Below are 17,511 nucleotides of genomic sequence, written 5' to 3'. Positions count from 1 at the left end.
GCTCGACTCCAAATCTATTCAGCCCGTTATTTTACGGACAATACGGCCATAAACTATTCAAGCTTTCAAAGCCCGTTCCGCAAGACCTGCAAAGGCGGCGTCGCCAACAAGGCGCGCAGGGCCAGCCAGCCCGTTGAAGTCGACAAGGCCGCACCGATCAGGGCCGCCCCAAAAAACAAAGTGAAATTGGTCGCCAGCGCCATCTGAAAAACCTGCCTGGCGATCAGTTGACCGAGCAACTCGGCCCCCAGGGCTGCAATCAAACCAGCCAACGCGCCCGTTGCGGCCAATTCGACGATCATCGCCTGGCGCAATTGCCGGCGCTGCGCACCGAGCGCACGCATCAGCGCCAAGGCATGCCGACGTTCATCAAAGGCGCTGAACAGGGCTGAATACAGGACTACGCCACCCGCCACCAAGGTAAAGAGAAAAATGAACTGGATGGCCGCAGACACCTGGGACATGACCGTTTCAAGCTGGCGTAACAGGGCACTGACATCGATCAAGGTGATATTGGGAAATTGCGACAGCAGTTGGCCATTCAAAGTGCTGTTCCCGGGCGGCAAATGGAAACTGGTGATATAGCTTGTCGCCACTTCATCCATGATGCCCGGCGGTGTCAGAACGAAAAAATTGACCCGCATCGACTCCCAGTCGAGCTTGCGCAAATTGACCACCCGAAGTTTTTTCTCGACACCGGCAACGCTGAACAGCAAATCGTCACCAAGTTGTATCCTCAGCGTCTTGGCTAAGCCGGCCTCGACCGAAGCGACGCCCTGCCCCAACTCTTCGGTCGAAAACCAGCGACCGGCCGCGAGCGAGTTCCCTGGTGGCAGGCTTTGCCGCCAGGACAAATTGAACTCGCGCTCAACCAGTCTTTGTGCCCGCTCATCCTCGGGAAAACTGGCCGCACTGACGCGCCGCTCGCCGATTTGCAACAAACGGGCCCGCGCCATCGGTGCCAGTTCGGCCTGAATGCCGGCATCAGCCAGCAAACGGGCCAAGGCATCGCGTTGGTGCGGCTGGATATTGATCAGGAAACGATTCGGCGCATCCGGCGGCGTTGCCTTGCGCCAAGCATCAAGCAATTCGACCCGGGTCACCGTCAACAACAGCATGGCCATCAAGCCGATCGCCAGTGCAACAATCTGGATACTGCTCGCTGTGCCATGCCGTGAAAAATTGGCCAGTCCCTGACGCCAACCAAATCCGCCGCCATGTCGGAATGGCGCAGCAGCACGCACCGCCAGCCGGGCAATCAGCCAAAAAACACCGAAGGCACAAGCAAAGCCGGCAAAAGCCAGACCGCCCATGCGCCAATCGCCGGCGACCAGAACGACCAGCGCCGCCAGCCAGGCCAGGCCGAACAAATAAGCACCCAGCAAGGAAGCCTTGGGCGCACCCAGTTCGCGGCGCAGGACCCGCAAAACGGGCACCTGCCCCAGTTGGATCAACGGCGGCAAGGCAAAACCGAACAACAGGACAGCCGCAACGGCGCATCCCTGCCAGACCGGAAGCCAGCCCGGCAATGGCAGGCTGATGCCCAGCCAACTGGACAGTGACTGGAGCAAAGCAAAATGGGCAAGGAATCCAAGCAGACACCCGCAGGCCGCCGCCAGAATGGCCAGGCCGCAATAAATCAGGAAATGCAGGCCGACCAGGCGCCGTTGCGTCAAGCCCAGGCAGCGCATGACGGCGCAGGCATCAAGATGGCGCTGCATGTAGCGCCGAGCCGCCAAAACCACCGCCACGGCAGCGAGTATCACGGTCAACAGGGTCGCTAGGCCCAAAAAGCGCTGCGCCCGATCCAGCGCGCTGCGAATTTCAGGCCGGGCATTTTGCGTGTTTTCAAGACGTTGACCGCGCAACAAGCGCGGCTCCAGCCAGTTTTTGAAAGCCGCAATGCGCTCGGATTCGCCGGCCAGTAACAAGCGGTAGCTGATGCGCGCACCTTCCTGAATCAAGCCACTCGCCGGCAAGTCATCCTGGTGCATCATCAGGCGCGGCGCCAAGGTAAAGAAATTGACGCCACGATCCGGCTCCTGGAGCAGGATGCCGCCCACCTTCAGGCGGAGTAATCCGACGGTCAACGTTCCCCCGACATCAATTTTCAGCGCACCGGCCAGACGCTCGTCGAGCCACACGAAACCGGGCTCGGGGCCATGGTCGACCGCAACACTCTCGGCCCCGGCCCGTGTTGTCACAGACAACTGCCCGCGCAAGGGATAGCTGCTGCCGACCGCCTTGATATCGGCCAGTTGTACTTGCTCGCCAGTCATGACCATGCTGGGGAAAATCAGGGTTTCAGCCAGTTGCAACCTCTGCTGCCGCGTTTCACCGAGCACCTCGGGCGACCAGGCCTGATCAGCGATCAACAACAAATCGCCGCCCATCAGTTGCTGCGCCTCACGCTCAAGCGCCAGCCGAATCCGGTCGGCAAAAAAGCCGACGGCCGTCACCGAAGCAACCGCAATGGCCAAGGCAGCAAACAACAGGCGCAGCTCGCCGGAGCGCAGTTCGCGCCCGAGAAGCCGCCAGGCCAGACGGATCATCGACCGGCTCCGGGCCAGCCCGGCAGCAATGCGGTGGACTTAATCAAGCTCGCGCAGCCGCGTCACGGCCTCTTCAACACGGCGCACGGCAATCACTTCCATGCCGGGAATCGCCTGTTTCGGACGATTGGCTTCGGGAATCAAGGCACGGGTAAAGCCGAGCTTGGCAGCCTCCTTGAGACGCTCCTGGCCACGCGGAGCCGGGCGCACCTCACCCGCTAGACCAACCTCACCAAACACAATAAGTTTCGATGGCAATGCCTTGTTTTTCAAGGAAGATGTGATTGACAAAATCACCGCCAAATCAGCGGCTGGCTCGGCAATCTTGACCCCACCGACCGCATTGACGAAGACATCCTGATCAAAGCAAACCACGCCGGCATGGCGATGCAGCACCGCCAGCAACATAGCCAGCCGTTGCGCATCCAGCCCGACAGTCAGGCGACGCGGATTGCCATGCGCAGTATCGACCAATGCCTGAATTTCAACCAACAACGGTCGCGTTCCTTCCTGCGTCACCATCACGCAGGAGCCGGGTACATCCTGACCATGCTGCGACAAGAACAGGGCCGAGGGATTGTTCACCCCTTTCAATCCCTTGTCGGTCATGGCGAAGACCCCGAGTTCGTTGACCGCGCCAAAACGGTTCTTAACAGCCCGGACCAGGCGGAAACTCGAATGCGTATCGCCTTCAAAATACAGCACGGTATCAACGATGTGTTCGAGCACGCGCGGCCCGGCCAGCGCCCCATCCTTGGTGACATGCCCGACCAGAATAATCGTGATGCCGGCCTGCTTGGCCAGCCGGGTCAGCTGTGCGGAACACTCGCGCACCTGGGCAACCGACCCCGGTGCACTGGACAATTGATCGGACCACAAGGTCTGGATCGAATCGATCACCGCCACCTGGGGTAGCTCGGCCTGCAGGGTGGACAGAATTCGCTCCAGATTGATCTCGGCCATCAACGTCAGTTTCCGGGTTTCGAGACTCAGGCGCCGGGCGCGCAAGGCGACCTGCTCGCCGGATTCCTCGCCGGTGACGTAAAGCACCTTGTTCGATTCGGCCAGGTGAGCCAGCGCCTGCAACAGCAAGGTGCTTTTGCCGATGCCGGGGTCGCCACCGATCAGCACGACGCCGCCCGGTACCAGACCGCCGCCCAGCGCCCGGTCGAATTCGCTGATTCCAGTCGGAATACGTTCGGTTTCGCGTGCTTCGATCTCCGAAAGATTCTGCAACCGGGCCGTCGGTGCCAGTGACTCGAAGCGATGTCCGGTCACTTTCTCGGCCACGCTCTCGACCAGGGTATTCCATGCGTTACAGCCGGGACACTGGCCTTGCCATTTCGGACTCGTGGCACCGCATTCGGTGCAGCTATAAATCGACTTCGCCTTGGCCACTCAAATATCCCCAACGCTGACCGGCACGCGGGATGCCAGTGCACAAAACAGTTCGTAGGCAATCGTACCGGCTGCCGCAGCAACCTCGTCAGCCGGCAACTCGCCGGCAATGCCGCGCCCCCAGAGCGTCACCGGCGAACCGAGACCGGCCGCTGGGATGTGACTCAGGTCGCAGGCCATCATATCCATCGAAACCCGGCCGACGGTCCGCGTCCGCTGGCCCATGACCAGCATCGGCGTACCGCTGGGCGCATGCCGCGGATAACCATCGGCATACCCACAAGCAACGATACCAATGCGCATCGGCTGGTTCGCAGTAAAACTACCGCCATAACCGACCCGATCTCCCGGAAGCAGGTTCTGGATACCGATGATGGCACTTTCCAGCGCCATTGCCGGCTTCAGCCCAAGCTCAACCGCAGTTTGATCATCAAACGGACTGGCACCATAAAGCATGATGCCTGGCCGGACCCAGTCGGTATGGCTTCCCGGATGGCGCAGAATGGCCGCCGAATTCGCCAGGCAAACCGGCCCCGGCCAGTTTCCGGCCATGGCTGCGAAGCGCTCCAACTGCCAATCGATACCCCGCTCACCATCGGCTTCGGCAAAGTGACTCATCAAGGTGACCGCAATGCCGGGAAAGCCAGCTAGCACCGTGAGCGCTGCCTGCAAGCCCGGCGCATCGAATCCCAGACGATTCATCCCCGTATTCAGCTTGAGACAGATATCAAGGCGGGTTTCCGATGTAGCCGAACCGAGCAGCATCTCAAGTTGCTCGGCACAATGAATGACTGTCGTCAAACGATGCTCGATCACCGCGCGAACATCACGCGCACTGAAAAACCCTTCAAGCAGCAAAATCGGCTGCGTGATGCCGGCTTCACGCAAAGCCAGCGCGTTTTCGCACTCAAGCACGGCAAAACCGTCAGCCACCTCGCGCAATGCCTCGACGGCACGCCATTGACCATGGCCGTAGGCATTGGCCTTGATCACCGCCCAGGCTTTCGAGGCGGGCGCGATTTTTTTGGCCAGTTGGTAATTGTGACGAATGGCCTCCGGAGAGATTCGGGCACGGATCGGACGAGATGTTTTCATGAAGCCAGTTCTTTCAGCTTGCTCTTGGCAAATTCGATAAAGGTGCCGGTCACCCGGGACTGGAAACGGTCGTTCGGATGAACCAGATAGAGACTGCGTGTCAGCGGTGGATCGAGAGGAACCGAAGCAAGCACGCCCAGTTGTGTTTCCTTGTCGACCACGGCACGCGAGACGATGGCAAAACCGAGCCCGGTGGATACAACGCCCTTGAGCGCCTCCGGGCTGCCAAGTTCCATCTGGACCTTGAGCCCTTCCGGCGCCACCTTGTTGCGACGAAAGTAATCATCGGTAATTTCACGCGTCCCGGAGCCCGGCTCGCGGGAGATATATTCGTAATCGGCCAGCATGCGCGGAGTGACCGATTTTTTATCGGCCAGAGGATAGTCCGGGGCACAAATCACCTGCAACTCATCCTCACAACAGATCTGGCTGCTCAAACCGGCGATTTTGGCCGGCGCCTCAATCAGGCCGACATCCAGTGTATGTTCGGCAACACGACCTTCAATACTTTCCGAATTGGCAACGATCAGTCGGGCCCGAACCTGGGGATACAACGCATTGAATTCGCCAAGGACGCGCGGCAGCATGAATTCGGCAATCGTCGTACTGGCGCCAACCAGCAAGGGGCCACGCATTTCGCCGGTCATTTCCGACAGGCGGGTTTCCATTTCGTCCGACAACGCAAGGATCTTGACGGCATAACCCAGCACCAGCTCGCCGGCCGGCGTCAGGGAAATGCTGCCGTGGCGGCGCTCGAAGAGACGCGTGGCAAATTGTTCTTCCAGTTGCTTGATCTGGAAAGTAACCGCCGGCTGGGTCATGAACAAGGCATCGGCCGCCCGGGTAAAACTCAAGTGCTTGGCTACGGCATGAAAAACCTGCAAACGCCGATCGGCCATGGCTGAATCTCCTCGTGAATACGCGCATCGGGCGCGCCCGCTATTCAATCACAAGAGCCCGCGAAGTGACCACAGAATCACCATTGCAAGATCAAAATTGGCCTTGATCGAATGTCGACCGCGGCAATCCCGCCAGCCAGGCATCCTGCCGCAGCGCCAGCAATTTGCGGTACATCAAATGGTGTGCGACAGACTTTGAACCGTGTTGAACAACTCACCGCTCGGCAAGCCTTGCATCCTGCCAAAACCGTGGTATAACCCTGCACCAAAGTCATAACGAGACAAGAGTTCCTGTGCCTTTCGGCTTCTATATCATCATGGCCGCGCAATTTTTTTCCGCGCTGGCCGACAATGCCCTGCTCATTGCTGCTATTGCTGCGCTGCGTGAAATGCACGCACCGAGCGAATACGAGCCATTGCTCAAAACTTTTTTCACCGTTTCCTACGTCCTGCTGGCCGCCTTCGTTGGCGCCTTCGCCGACTCGATGCCCAAGTGGCGCGTCATGTTCATCAGCAACGGGATCAAGATTGCCGGTTGCAGCATGATGTTCTTTGGTGCTCACCCACTGCTTGCCTACGCCGTCGTCGGCCTCGGTGCCGCGGCCTACTCGCCGGCCAAATACGGCATTCTCACCGAATACCTGCCAGCCCGCCTGCTGGTCGTTGCCAATGGCTGGATCGAGGGTCTGACCGTCGGAGCGATCATCCTTGGCGTCGTTATCGGCGGCACGCTGATCCGGCCTGATATTGCCCAGCATCTGCTTGCCTTTGATTTCCCGCTGATTGACACCGGGGTGGACACCACCGGCGAAATGGCCTTGAGCATCGTTGCCGTGCTCTACATTCTGGCCTCGATCTTCAACCTTTACGTCCCGGATACCGGCGTAGACCACAAGCAGCTGAAGAAAAATCCGCTCTTCCTGATTCATGAATTCAATCACTGCCTTGCCCTGCTCTGGCGCGACAAGCTCGGCCAGATTTCACTGGCAGTCACCACGCTCTTCTGGGGGGCCGGCGCGACCCTGCAGTTCATCGTCATCAAATGGTCGGAAGTCGCCCTCAATCTTGACTTGTCAAAAGCATCGATGCTGCAAGGTGTTGTTGCGGTCGGCGTCGCTGCCGGAGCGATCATTGCGGCGAAATTCATCACCCTGAGAAAATCCGTTCGCGTCATCCCGCTCGGTATCGCCATGGGCCTGATCGTTCTGGTGATGAATTTCGTTCACAGCCTCTGGCTGGCCGTTCCCCTGCTTATCCTGATTGGTGGGTTGTCGGGCTTCTTCGTCGTGCCGATGAACGCACTGCTCCAGCATCGCGGCCACATCCTGATGGGCGCAGGCCATTCGATCGCCGTTCAGAATTTCAACGAAAACATTTCCATCCTGATCATGACCGGCTTGTATTACCTGATGATCAAGATGAACCTGTCAATCTACTGGGTTGTGACGCTCTTCGGCATCTGTGTCAGCGGCCTGATGTATCTCATCCGGCAACGCCATCTTGCTAATCAGGCGCTGCGTGATGATGTCCAGCATCTTGATGACAGCACTCACCACTAGTCACGCCCCGAGACCTTCCTAAGCGCCTAGAACGGCAAGTTCGGCGAAGCGGCCTGACGCAGGATTCGACGGGCAAACAGCAAATCTTCCCAGGCTTTGGCCTTTTCGGGAAGATTGCGCAGCAGGTAGGCCGGGTGATAAGTCACCACCACAGGCACACCGCCATACTCGAATGGCTGGCCACGTAACGATGCCAGCGATTTGTCCTCGCCAAGCACGGCATGTACCGCAGCCTTGCCCAGCAGAACGATGATTTTGGGTTTGAGCAGTGCGATCTGGCGCTCAAGATATGGCCGGCAACTGGCCATTTCACCTGCTTCCGGCGTTCGATTGCCGGGCGGACGGCACTTTACGGCATTGGCGATATAAACCTTGTTGCCGCGTGCAATATCGAGCGATGCCAGCATGGCATCAAGCAACTTGCCGGCCTGGCCGACAAAGGGCTCGCCCTTGACGTCCTCATCGGCGCCAGGCCCTTCACCAACGAACAGCCAGTCAGGATTGAGGTCACCAACGCCCAGCACGGCCTGCTTGCGCTGCTCGCACAAGGTACAGGCACGACAGTTGGCCACCGTATGAGCCAAATCCGGCCAATCCAGACCGTCGACCGCGACACTGGATGGCGACACCTGCGGCGCCTTGCGAGAAACCGGCATGGCCACCGGAACAGCTACTTCAGGTGCGCTCACGGAAACCGGGACAGGCTCGGCAACAACAGTGCACTGATCAGGCTGATCGGGCACTGCCGCCGGCCGCAACGGAGAGTCCTCACGCAGCACCCAGCGTGGCGTAATGCCCATCTCGGCCAGCATTTGCTCGCGGCTCAGGCTCATGCCAGATCCTTGTCAAAAATCAGTGCATCCTCACGTCCATCGACCGCCGGGTAATACCCCTTGCGCAAACCGATCTGGCGAAACCCGAAATGGCGGTACAAGGCAACCGCACGCTCATTCGATGGACGAACCTCCAAAAACAGTTTCCCCGCTCCGCCCAGTCGAGCCGTTTCCATCGCATGACGAAGCATCCGCCCCCCGTAACCCTGCCCCTGGTAACGACGGTCAATGCCGATCGTCAGCAAGTGCGCTTCATCAATCACCGACATGACGACCGAGAAGCCAACCAGATCGCCGCCCAGGCGACATACCCAGACGCTATGCCCCGCCACCAGCGAATCGGCAAAATTGGCCCGCGACCAGGGGAACGCCTGCAACGATGCTTCAAGCGCAGCGACGCTATCGAGATCGCGCTCATTCATCGGAAAGAATTCGGCAGAAAACATCACTTCGCTCATGCCCGCCCTCCCTCGCTCAAGCGTTCGGCTACTGTTTTGGCCACCTTGTTGCGCACATAAAGCGGCGCGGCATCCGCCGCACCGATCCATTCGCCGCGCTCGGCCCGTTCGGCTGCCAAGTGAGCCAGAATAGCCGCCTGCGGCATGACGCCACGGCGCACAGGAATGTCGGCATCGTCGAGCCCTTGCTGCAAAAGCGGATAGGCTTCCGGGCCATTGCCACACGCCAGCCAGCCGGCTCCTGCCGGAAAAACAAGTTCGGCTGGTGGGGAAACGCGAATATCGCCCAGCAGCGAGTATTTCCCGTCGGCCAACTGATAACACCCGGCGTAAACCTCGCCCATACGCGCATCAAGCAGGGCCAGCACGCGCTCGGCGCCCACCGCTGCGGCCATGGTTTCAAGACTGGAAACGGGGATCACCGGGAGATCGGCCGCTACGGCCAGGCCTTGTGCGGCAGCACAAGCCACGCGCAACCCGGTGAATGCACCGGGGCCGGCCCCAAAAGCGATCGCGTCGAGTTGCGCCAGCTTCAAGCCAGCGTCGGCCAGCAACTCGCGCACCAGTGGCAACAAGGTTTCGGAGTGCGAACGACCCAGCGGGCAAATTCGCTCGGTAATTTCACCGTCGCGCCAAAGGGCGCACGAACCAAGTTCAGTCGAGGTTTCCAGAGCAAGGATAAGCATAGACGGATATTTTACCGGAGCTTCAGCCCGGCATGCCGCCTGGCGCTCAGGATTTCAGGCAAAAGCCTGCGGTCGCAACACCCGTCAGTCCAAGCCCAGCGCTATCCCCAAAGGCGAGCGGAACATCTTGCGAATGCTGAAGCCGGAGTTAATAGCGATTGCCACCCAAGCTGTTTTGCGGTCCATGACGCTGCGAACCGCCATCGGGACTTTCCCGGCGGCTGCGTAACTCGTCACGCAAACGACTACGATCATCCGGTGCCATTTGCTGAAAACTTTCCCGGCGCTCTTGGCGTTGTTCGCGCCAGCGCTGCCGATCCTCCGGTGGCAACTCACGCCAGTGCTCGCGCATTTGCTGACGCATTTGACGGCGTTCATCGGGCGGTAGCTCCCGCCAGTAGCCTTGCGCCCAGACGCTGTCAGCCGAGCCAAGCAGGCTCAGAAGCAGCAGAATCAGGGGAATGGAACGGCGTTTCATGGCGATGGCTTTGTACGGTGATCCAGTGCTTGTCATTGTCCATCGCCAACCGACGGGCAAGAACGGTTATTTGTAAGAAAATGTTTCATGACCGGCCTGGGCAATGCCTTGTTACCAATTGACTCGCTTCATTCACTTTCTGCATTTATGCTTCGCAGCATGAACGAAAACAGCAACCACATACTTGTTGTCGACGACGACACCCGCCTGCGCGAACTGCTGACCCGCTACCTGGGAGAACAAGGTTTCGAGGTCAAGGCCGTGGCCGATGGACAGCAGATGGACAAACTGCGCAGTCGTGAGCATTTTCACCTGATCGTGCTCGACCTGATGATGCCCGGCGAAGACGGCCTGACCATCTGTCGCCGCCTGCGCGGCACCGGCGACCAGACACCGATCATCATGCTGACGGCCAAGGGTGACGAAGTCGACCGCATCGTCGGACTTGAAATGGGCGCCGACGATTATCTGCCGAAGCCCTTCAACCCGCGCGAACTGCTCGCCCGCATTCACGCCGTGCTGCGTCGCCAGGGCAACCGCCCGCCAGGCGCCCCCGACGAAGAAAGTGAAACGATCCGTTTCGGCAACATCGAAGTCGATCTTGCCGCACGAACACTCAAGCGCGGCGAGGAATCCCTGCCCCTGACCACCGGCGAATTCGCTGTTCTCAAGGTCTTGCTGCATCACCCGCGCCAGCCGCTATCGCGCGACAAACTGATGACGCTGGCGCGTGGCCGCGAACAGGGGCCGTTCGATCGGGCGATTGACGTTCAGGTATCGCGCCTGCGCAAACTGATCGAAAGCGACCCGACCCAACCGCGCTACCTGCAAACAGTCTGGGGATTCGGTTACGTTTTCGTTCCGGACGGCACCAGTCGCGAGGCATGATGCCACGCACCCTGCTGGCCCGTACCTTTTTGTTGCTGGCAACGCTGGTCCTGTTGACCACCGCTGCCTGGCTCAGCCTTTTTCGCTATATCGAGGCTGAACCACGAGCGCGCGAAACCGCGCAACTGGCCGCTTCCGCGGTCAACCTGATCCGCGCATCACTTTTCGCTGCCGCACCTGAAAAACGCTTGGGCCTGTTCAATGAGTTTTCGACGCGTGAAGGAATTCGCCTGCTGCCGGCGGAACCAGAGGACGAGATCGAAACCATGCCGGACCACCGTTTTGTCCGCCTGCTGCAACGCGAACTGAGCGCCAGACTCGGCCCGCACACCCGGATTGCCGCCAGCGTCGACGGCGTCAACGGTTTCTGGATCAGTTTCCGGCTCGACGAGCACGATGATGAAGAATACTGGCTGGTTCTGCCCAGCGAACGAGCGGCACGCAATATCGCCGGACATTGGCTGATCTGGGGAACGCTGGCCTTCATCCTGGCTCTTGGCGTTGCCTGGTTGATTGCTTCGCGCATCAGCCGGCCGCTCAAGGCCATGGCCCGTTCAGCCGAAGCTGTTGGACGCGGCCTGATTCCGACGCCGTTGCCGGAAAACGGCGCCGAAGAACTTTCCCGGCTGGCCTCCGCCTTCAACACCATGGCAGACGACCTGGCACGCCACGAAAAGGATCGTTCCGAAGTACTGGCCGGAATTTCGCATGACTTGCGCACGCCGCTGACCCGACTACGTCTCGAAGCCGAAATGAGCATCGCTGACAATACGGCTCGTCAGGCTATCGTTTCCGACATCGAACAGATGGATACCGTGATCTCGCAGTTCATGGATTACGCCCGTACGGAATCCGGCGAGACGCCTGTCACCTGCGACCTGGCCGCACTTTTGACGACCATCGGCGAGCGCCAGGGTTATCTTGGCCGGCACTTGACCATCGAAGCCGAGTCGCTGCCGACAATTTCAGCCCGCCCCATCGCCTTGGGCCGAGCGATCGGCAATCTGATCGACAATGCCTGGAAATACGGCGCCACGGAGATCCGCCTGCACGCTGCTACGGTCGACGACCAAATCCGCATCGAAATCATCGACAACGGCCCGGGAATTCCAGCAACTGAAGTTGAGCGCCTGAAACGGCCATTTACACGGCTCGACAACGCACGCACCAATGCCAGCGGCACCGGACTGGGGCTGGCCATCGTCGAACGCATTGCACGTTTGCATGGTGGCCAGCTCAACTTGCTGCCGGCGCCCTCAGGCGGACTGCTGGCCCGCCTGAGTATTCCTGTCAGGCATTGAGCGCCTGGCAGGTTTCATCCATATCAGCCACCACCTGGGTCAATACACGGGTCAACTTTTCGCTATTCAGCCCCAGGCGTAACCAGGCAGTCGGATCAACCGGCATGACCATTTCATCCGACGAATTGGCCAAGCCGAGACCATGCGTCATGGCATCGGCCAGATGGATGAGATCGGCCAGCGAACCTGCCGCGGAAGCGGCCGGCGCATGGTGCTCGGCCACCGCTTCATAAAGCGCCGGCGGGAAACGCCAGGCTTCAGCCAGCAAACCGCCCACTTCGGCGTGATCCATACCGAGGACATCGCGCTCGGCAAGCACCATGAAACAATCGTGCTTCTTGCGATACGCCAGCGTTTCAGCGTACTGCGCCGAAAAATTGGAGGCCAGGACCAGTTTGCCGATATCGTGCAGGATGCCGCCGGTAAAGGCCAGTTCCGGATTATGGCCGGTCAACTGGGCCAGACTGCGTGCCGCCAGACCAACACCGACGCAATGCCGCAAATAAGCCTGCGCATCGAATCCCGGACATTGATCAACGCGCAGCACGCTGTTCATGCCAACGGCCAGGACCATGCTGCGTACCGCCCGGAAACCGAGCACAACCACCGCATCGTTGATCGTTCCAACCTTGCTTTGCAAACCGTAGAACGAAGAATTGGCAACCCGCAGGACTCTGGCGGTCAGCCCCTGGTCACGCGATATCTTGTGGGCAATTTCACCGATATCGACATCCTCGTTGCCGAACGAAGCCAGCAGTTCGGAAACGGCAGATGGCAGAGAAGGAAGCTGCTTGAGCTTGGTGACAACCTGGTCACGGTTCAGCAAGGTCATGAACGATGCTCCAGACGAAAATCGAGAATGGCCTGATACAGGATGCGGGTTTCCTGCCCTTCGCCGGCCTTGCGAAACAAGGGATCGAGCCGGGCAACCAGTTGCGCCCTGTACGCTTCACGTTCGGCCGGATCCTCCTCGACGTCGCGCTCGACCGTCACCTCGGCCACATCACGCCGAATCAGGCTGTGCAGCATGCTTTCACTGATTTCAGCACCAATCGGCACCAATACCCGCCCGCCCTCGTCAGTCACGGCCTGGGCGATGTGCATGCCGGGCAGCACGTCGCCAATGGCCAATGTCTCTACTATTTTCATGTTCTTTTTTCCTCGAGCAAGAGCAGGCGTCCGCTGGCCGAACTGCCAAGCATGACACGTCGCGAGCGATACGAATATTTACGGCCGCCTGCTTGCAGGCATCCATTGTCACAAAACAGGCTCACCCCTGGCAATAATTCATCGAGCGGCATACCTGGGTAAGCAGCAAGACAGGCCTGCGCTGCATCATTGACCAAGACCACCATATTGTCGTCATCGAGACCGATCACCGGGTTGGCAAGCTCGGCAAGAACTTCCTGGAGAATCTGGTAGCCCTGCCCCTCGCGCTCCTGCAAGGCGGCATTCTCGCTGGCCAGTCGACGACGCTCCTCTTCGATGCGTACCAGTTCCCGTTCGGCAATTTCAACCTCGTGCGACAAGCGTTGGTATTCGTCGCTGACATGGCGCCGGGCAAGCGCATCTTCGACAACTTGCCGAAAAGCCTCGACAGCGACCGGCAGGTGAATGGTTCGATGAATCAGGCTGGAGCACGCCAGCGCGCTGACTGCCTCATCGGCCTGCCGCGCTGTGCTGGTGACCAGAATGCGCTCACAAAGCGGCTGGAGTTGCTCCGCACGCAGAATGACCGCGGCCGCATCGAAATCGGCACTCGGCTCGGCGCAAACCAGGACATCGGCCACGTTATCACCCAGCCAAGTCATCGCTGACGGATAGTCTGCGGCGACGCAGACGCGATGACCATCGCGCTTGAGCAGCGAAATCACCTCGTCAAAGCCGTCGACCGCGACAAACAGCACCATCGGCGAACGAGTCGTCGAACGCAACAAATTGGTCGGCAAGCGCTTGTCTTCGGCCAGCAGCAAAGCCAGTGCATCGGCAGCCAGCGGACGGGAGAAGAAATACCCCTGGATCATGTCGCATTGATGCGAGATCAACAGGGCCAGTTGCTCCGAGGTTTCGACGCCTTCGGCAATTACCTTGAGCTTGAGGTGATGCGCCATGGTGATCACGGCCCGCGTGATTGAAGCATCGTCCGGATCGGCCGCAATATCCTGGACGAAGGAGCGATCGACCTTGAGTGCGTCGAGCGGAAAGCTCTTGAGATAGGCGAGACTCGAATAACCTGTTCCAAAATCATCGAGCGAAAGCGTGACCCCCATGCGTTTCAGCGCATTAAGCCGATTGATCGCAGCCTCTGCGTTCTGCATCAACATGCTCTCGGTGATTTCCAGATCGAGGCAAGCGGCATTCAGCTCACTGAGCGCCAACGCCTCGGCCACATCGTCGATCAGCGTATCCGACTGCAACTGGCGGGCCGACAGATTGACCGAAATGCCTGGCAGGTTGTAACCCATGCCTTGCCAGGCAGCCAGCTGACGGGTGGCCTCCTCGATGACCCAGCGCCCGACCGGCACAATCAAGCCGGTTTCCTCAAGCAGCGGAATGAAATGGTCAGGCGGAACCAGGCCACGCTGCGGATGATGCCAGCGGATCAATGCCTCGACCCCGGTGATCCGGCCACTGCCGCAGCAGACCTTGGGCTGATAGTGCAACACGAATTCCTGTCGCAAAACAGCATTGCGAACTTCCGTTTCAAGAAACAGGCGGTCGCGAAGATCCTCATGCATCATCGCCGAATAAAACTGGAAACCGTTGCGTCCAAGGCTTTTGGCATGACGCATGGCAATTTCGGCATTGCTTACCAGTTCGTGGGTGTCATGCCCGTCCTGCGGATGAAAGACCACGCCGACACTGGCCGTCGCAAAAATCTCATGTCCTTCAATGCACACCGGTTGCGTCAACGTTTCAATCAGGCGACGAACCACAATGCCTGCCTGGGCGGAATCACTGACATCCGGCAGGAGAATCGAAAACACATCCCCGCCGAGACGCCCCAGAATGTCCGACTCCCGCAAGGACTCACCCAGGCGTCCGGCCACCTGGCGCAGGAATTCATCGCCCGACGTGCGACCGAGCATCTGGTTAACATCGTGGAAACGATCAAGATCGATCACCACCAGCCCAACCGGCAGTTTCTTGCGCTTGGCGAGTGCGATCAGGCGACGCGCCTGATCGTAGAACATCAACTGGTTGGGTAGCGCGGTCAACGCATCAAAATGGGCAAAATCGTGCACTTGCTTGTGGTCGCCAAGCAAGCGGGTAACGTCACTGGCGATACCGCCGACACTGACAATCAGACCTTCTTCATCGCGCACCGCAAAGTTGCGGGCATGCAGCCAGCGAATCTGCTCGCCGGGGCGCAACACCCTGAAATTGAGGTCCATGCCACCCAGTCGATGAACGTGCATTGCATCGCTCAAACGCTGGCGATCCTCTTCATGAACGAAGGTGTACCAGTCCTGATTATCGGCATAAAGCGACTCGACGCGGTGCCCCCAGATCTGCTCATAGGCTTTGCTGACATAGGTGACGCGTTGCGTTTCGGCATCGACCAGCCAGTAGCATTCCGGGCTGTTGCTGGCCAGTTGCATGAAACGCGCCTCACCCTCGTCGATGTGGGCAGACGAGCCGTGTGCGCCGCCACGCCGGTCGCTGACCCGACGCAACATCAGGCCGGGACACTCGCGGCGGATGGCCGCCAGCAACCGGGTCGGATTCGATTTGAAAGCAAAATCGCGCGCCCCGCCTTCGAGCACATCGCCGGGAAAGGTAGTCGATCCCCGTTCGATGGTCAGGACAACCGGTGTCGTCGGAACCATCCGGCGCAGCAGGTCCATCGCTTGCGTTGGTGTCAGGTCGGGCAGATCGCAACTGAGCAGGATCAGATCCCAGGTCTCGGCAGTCAGTGCAGCCTCGATGTCTGCACGCCGGTCGTGCCGCCGAAAGTGCACGATATAGCCATTGTCGCGAAGGATGGCCAGCCATGGCTCACCCTCCCCCTCGATCAGAAGAACCCTGAGGGGGCCGGACAATTCGTGCTGCGGATGGACCTCCAAACCCTCTCCTTTCCGGCTCAAGTGCTAAAGCAAAAAGCGTGAGACGTCGATGCCCAGTTTGTCCGGTATCTCGTAACCGACGATCCGGTCCGCCCCGCCTGCACCCATTGGCCGCGAAAGATCTACCACCTCCGGCGCAATGTAGTGCATGCGTTTTGCATCGTACATGACCCGGACGCGTGGCGTCAGCAAATGCGCATCGGACTGCTCGATCACCACCCCAAGACGCCCGCTTTCCAGCCGGACCAGCGTCCCGACAGGGTAAATCCCGACGCTCTTGACGAAAACCTGGGTCAATGCCGGATCGAAGTGAAACTTGCTCCACTCGAAGAGTTTCTGGACAGCAGCGGCAGGCGACATGCCCTTGCGGTACACCCGGTCGGAAGTAATCGCATCATAGACATCGACAATGCCCGACATCCGGCCAACCTGCGAAATTTCATCGCCTTTCAGGCCGCGTGGATAACCACTGCCGTCATAGCGTTCGTGGTGCAACTCCAGCGGCTCAAGCGCCAGCGCCGGAATGCCCGGCAACTGCCGGATATAGTCGGAGCCGAGGACAACGTGCGATTTCATGTGCCGATATTCTTCTTCCGACAGACGCGCGGGCTTATTGAGCACAGCCTGCGCGACACGCATCTTGCCCACGTCATGGACCAGTGCACCGAGCGCCAGATCGTGGATGGCGTTCATTTCCAGATCGACCACCTTCGAGAAGGTGACCAGCATGGCGCAGACGCTGACCGAGTGGAGAAAGGTGTAGTCATCCAGGCTTTTCAGCCGGCGCATGGTCATCATCGCATTGCTGTTGCGCATGACCGAGGCGACGATTCTTTCAACCGTCGGTCGGGTCGAAGCCAGTTCGACCTGATGGCCGAGACGGATGTCATCCATCAAATTGCGAATGACGCGGGTCGCCTCGCCGTATGCCACGTGAGCGCGATTCATTTCCTCAGCCAGCGAAACTCTCGCCTCGGCAACCACGGGACGACTGGTCGTTGCCATCCGGTCAAGCTGTTCGGCACTTTCGCGAGAAGCTTCGGCCGCCGTGGGTACACCATCGCCGACATCCCGCCCTCGGTCCGTGTCAATGAAGAGCTCACGGATACCCGCCGCCCTGACCTTGGCAAGATCAGCCTCGCTGTTGATCAGCATGCTGTTGAAAGCAAACGGATGGTTCAGCCAGCCCGCATTGAAGTCGCTGACATACATGCCAGGCTCAAGCAGATGGACAGGGATTTTCTTGATCATGAAACCGGTCGGAACTCTGTAAAGGTCAGCGATTCTGAAAAGAAAG

15 protein-coding genes are annotated in these 17,511 nt (G+C 59.3%); 3 read left to right on the top strand and 12 right to left on the bottom strand.

Going from position 1 to position 17,511, the window contains the following annotated elements:
• Positions 1 to 65: 65 nt before the first annotated feature.
• Genes GBK02_RS09925 through GBK02_RS09910 form a run of 4 tightly spaced genes read right to left on the bottom strand, consistent with a single transcriptional unit; the run spans position 66 to position 5,944 of the window.
• Positions 66 to 2,552, bottom strand: a complete 2,487-nt coding sequence (locus GBK02_RS09925) for an ABC transporter permease (protein WP_203466520.1) — start codon at positions 2,550 to 2,552, stop codon at positions 66 to 68.
• Positions 2,553 to 2,591: 39 nt separating this feature from the next.
• On the bottom strand, positions 2,592 to 3,950 hold the full coding sequence (gene radA, locus GBK02_RS09920) for a DNA repair protein RadA (protein ID WP_203466519.1): 1,359 nt from the start codon (positions 3,948 to 3,950) through the stop codon (positions 2,592 to 2,594).
• A complete protein-coding gene (gene alr, locus GBK02_RS09915) occupies positions 3,951 to 5,045 on the bottom strand; it encodes an alanine racemase (protein WP_203466518.1) in 1,095 nt (364 codons plus the stop codon).
• A complete protein-coding gene (locus tag GBK02_RS09910; RefSeq protein WP_203466517.1) occupies positions 5,042 to 5,944 on the bottom strand; it encodes a LysR family transcriptional regulator in 903 nt (300 codons plus the stop codon). The genes alr and GBK02_RS09910 overlap by 4 nt, the downstream gene beginning before the upstream one ends.
• Before the next feature lie 293 nt (positions 5,945 to 6,237).
• On the opposite strand from GBK02_RS09910, the gene lplT reads away from it, so the two are divergent.
• Positions 6,238 to 7,503, top strand: a complete 1,266-nt coding sequence (gene lplT / locus GBK02_RS09905; protein ID WP_203466516.1) for a lysophospholipid transporter LplT — start codon at positions 6,238 to 6,240, stop codon at positions 7,501 to 7,503.
• 26 nt (positions 7,504 to 7,529) lie between these two features.
• Here lplT and GBK02_RS09900 read toward each other — a convergent pair whose 3' ends face one another.
• From GBK02_RS09900 to GBK02_RS09885, 4 genes are all read right to left on the bottom strand, one after another.
• Entirely contained in the window at positions 7,530 to 8,336 is an 807-nt protein-coding gene (locus GBK02_RS09900; RefSeq protein ID WP_203466515.1) for a uracil-DNA glycosylase family protein, read from the bottom strand.
• The gene (gene rimI, locus GBK02_RS09895) at positions 8,333 to 8,794 is read right to left on the bottom strand and encodes a ribosomal protein S18-alanine N-acetyltransferase (protein WP_203466514.1); all 462 of its coding nucleotides are present in this window, start codon (positions 8,792 to 8,794) and stop codon (positions 8,333 to 8,335) included. Before rimI ends, GBK02_RS09900 begins: the two co-directional genes overlap by 4 nt.
• Positions 8,791 to 9,480, bottom strand: coding sequence for a tRNA (adenosine(37)-N6)-threonylcarbamoyltransferase complex dimerization subunit type 1 TsaB (gene tsaB / locus GBK02_RS09890; protein WP_203466513.1), 690 nt, complete (start codon positions 9,478 to 9,480; stop codon positions 8,791 to 8,793). Before tsaB ends, rimI begins: the two co-directional genes overlap by 4 nt.
• A 148-nt stretch (positions 9,481 to 9,628) precedes the next feature.
• Positions 9,629 to 9,958, bottom strand: coding sequence for a DUF3106 domain-containing protein (locus GBK02_RS09885; RefSeq protein ID WP_203466512.1), 330 nt, complete (start codon positions 9,956 to 9,958; stop codon positions 9,629 to 9,631).
• A 159-nt stretch (positions 9,959 to 10,117) separates the two neighbouring features.
• On the opposite strand from GBK02_RS09885, the gene ompR reads away from it, so the two are divergent.
• The gene (ompR, locus tag GBK02_RS09880) at positions 10,118 to 10,846 is read left to right on the top strand and encodes a two-component system response regulator OmpR (protein WP_203466511.1); all 729 of its coding nucleotides are present in this window, start codon (positions 10,118 to 10,120) and stop codon (positions 10,844 to 10,846) included.
• Positions 10,843 to 12,147, top strand: coding sequence for an ATP-binding protein (locus tag GBK02_RS09875; protein ID WP_239002961.1), 1,305 nt, complete (start codon positions 10,843 to 10,845; stop codon positions 12,145 to 12,147). Before ompR ends, GBK02_RS09875 begins: the two co-directional genes overlap by 4 nt.
• Here the strand turns inward: GBK02_RS09875 and GBK02_RS09870 are convergent.
• Genes GBK02_RS09870 through GBK02_RS09855 form a run of 4 tightly spaced genes read right to left on the bottom strand, consistent with a single transcriptional unit; the run spans position 12,137 to position 17,465 of the window.
• The gene (locus GBK02_RS09870; protein ID WP_203466510.1) at positions 12,137 to 12,979 is read right to left on the bottom strand and encodes an HDOD domain-containing protein; all 843 of its coding nucleotides are present in this window, start codon (positions 12,977 to 12,979) and stop codon (positions 12,137 to 12,139) included. The two genes, GBK02_RS09875 and GBK02_RS09870, sit on opposite strands and share 11 nt — an antisense overlap.
• Positions 12,976 to 13,296 (bottom strand): hypothetical protein, encoded by a 321-nt coding sequence (locus GBK02_RS09865; protein WP_203466509.1) that lies wholly within the window; start codon positions 13,294 to 13,296, stop codon positions 12,976 to 12,978. Before GBK02_RS09865 ends, GBK02_RS09870 begins: the two co-directional genes overlap by 4 nt.
• Positions 13,293 to 16,214: an EAL domain-containing protein gene (locus GBK02_RS09860; RefSeq protein WP_203466508.1), complete on the bottom strand. Its 2,922-nt coding sequence runs from the start codon at positions 16,212 to 16,214 to the stop codon at positions 13,293 to 13,295. The genes GBK02_RS09865 and GBK02_RS09860 overlap by 4 nt, the downstream gene beginning before the upstream one ends.
• Positions 16,215 to 16,238: 24 nt before the next feature.
• Complete coding sequence (locus GBK02_RS09855; RefSeq protein ID WP_203466507.1) at positions 16,239 to 17,465, bottom strand: HD-GYP domain-containing protein; 1,227 nt, start codon at positions 17,463 to 17,465, stop codon at positions 16,239 to 16,241.
• Positions 17,466 to 17,511: the final 46 nt, after the last annotated feature.

It is taken from the genome of Dechloromonas sp. TW-R-39-2, from assembly GCF_016864195.1.
Classification (GTDB): Bacteria; Pseudomonadota; Gammaproteobacteria; order Burkholderiales; family Rhodocyclaceae; genus Azonexus.
Note: the sequence above shows the minus strand (reverse complement) of the source record. Positions and strands in the feature narration are given on the sequence as shown.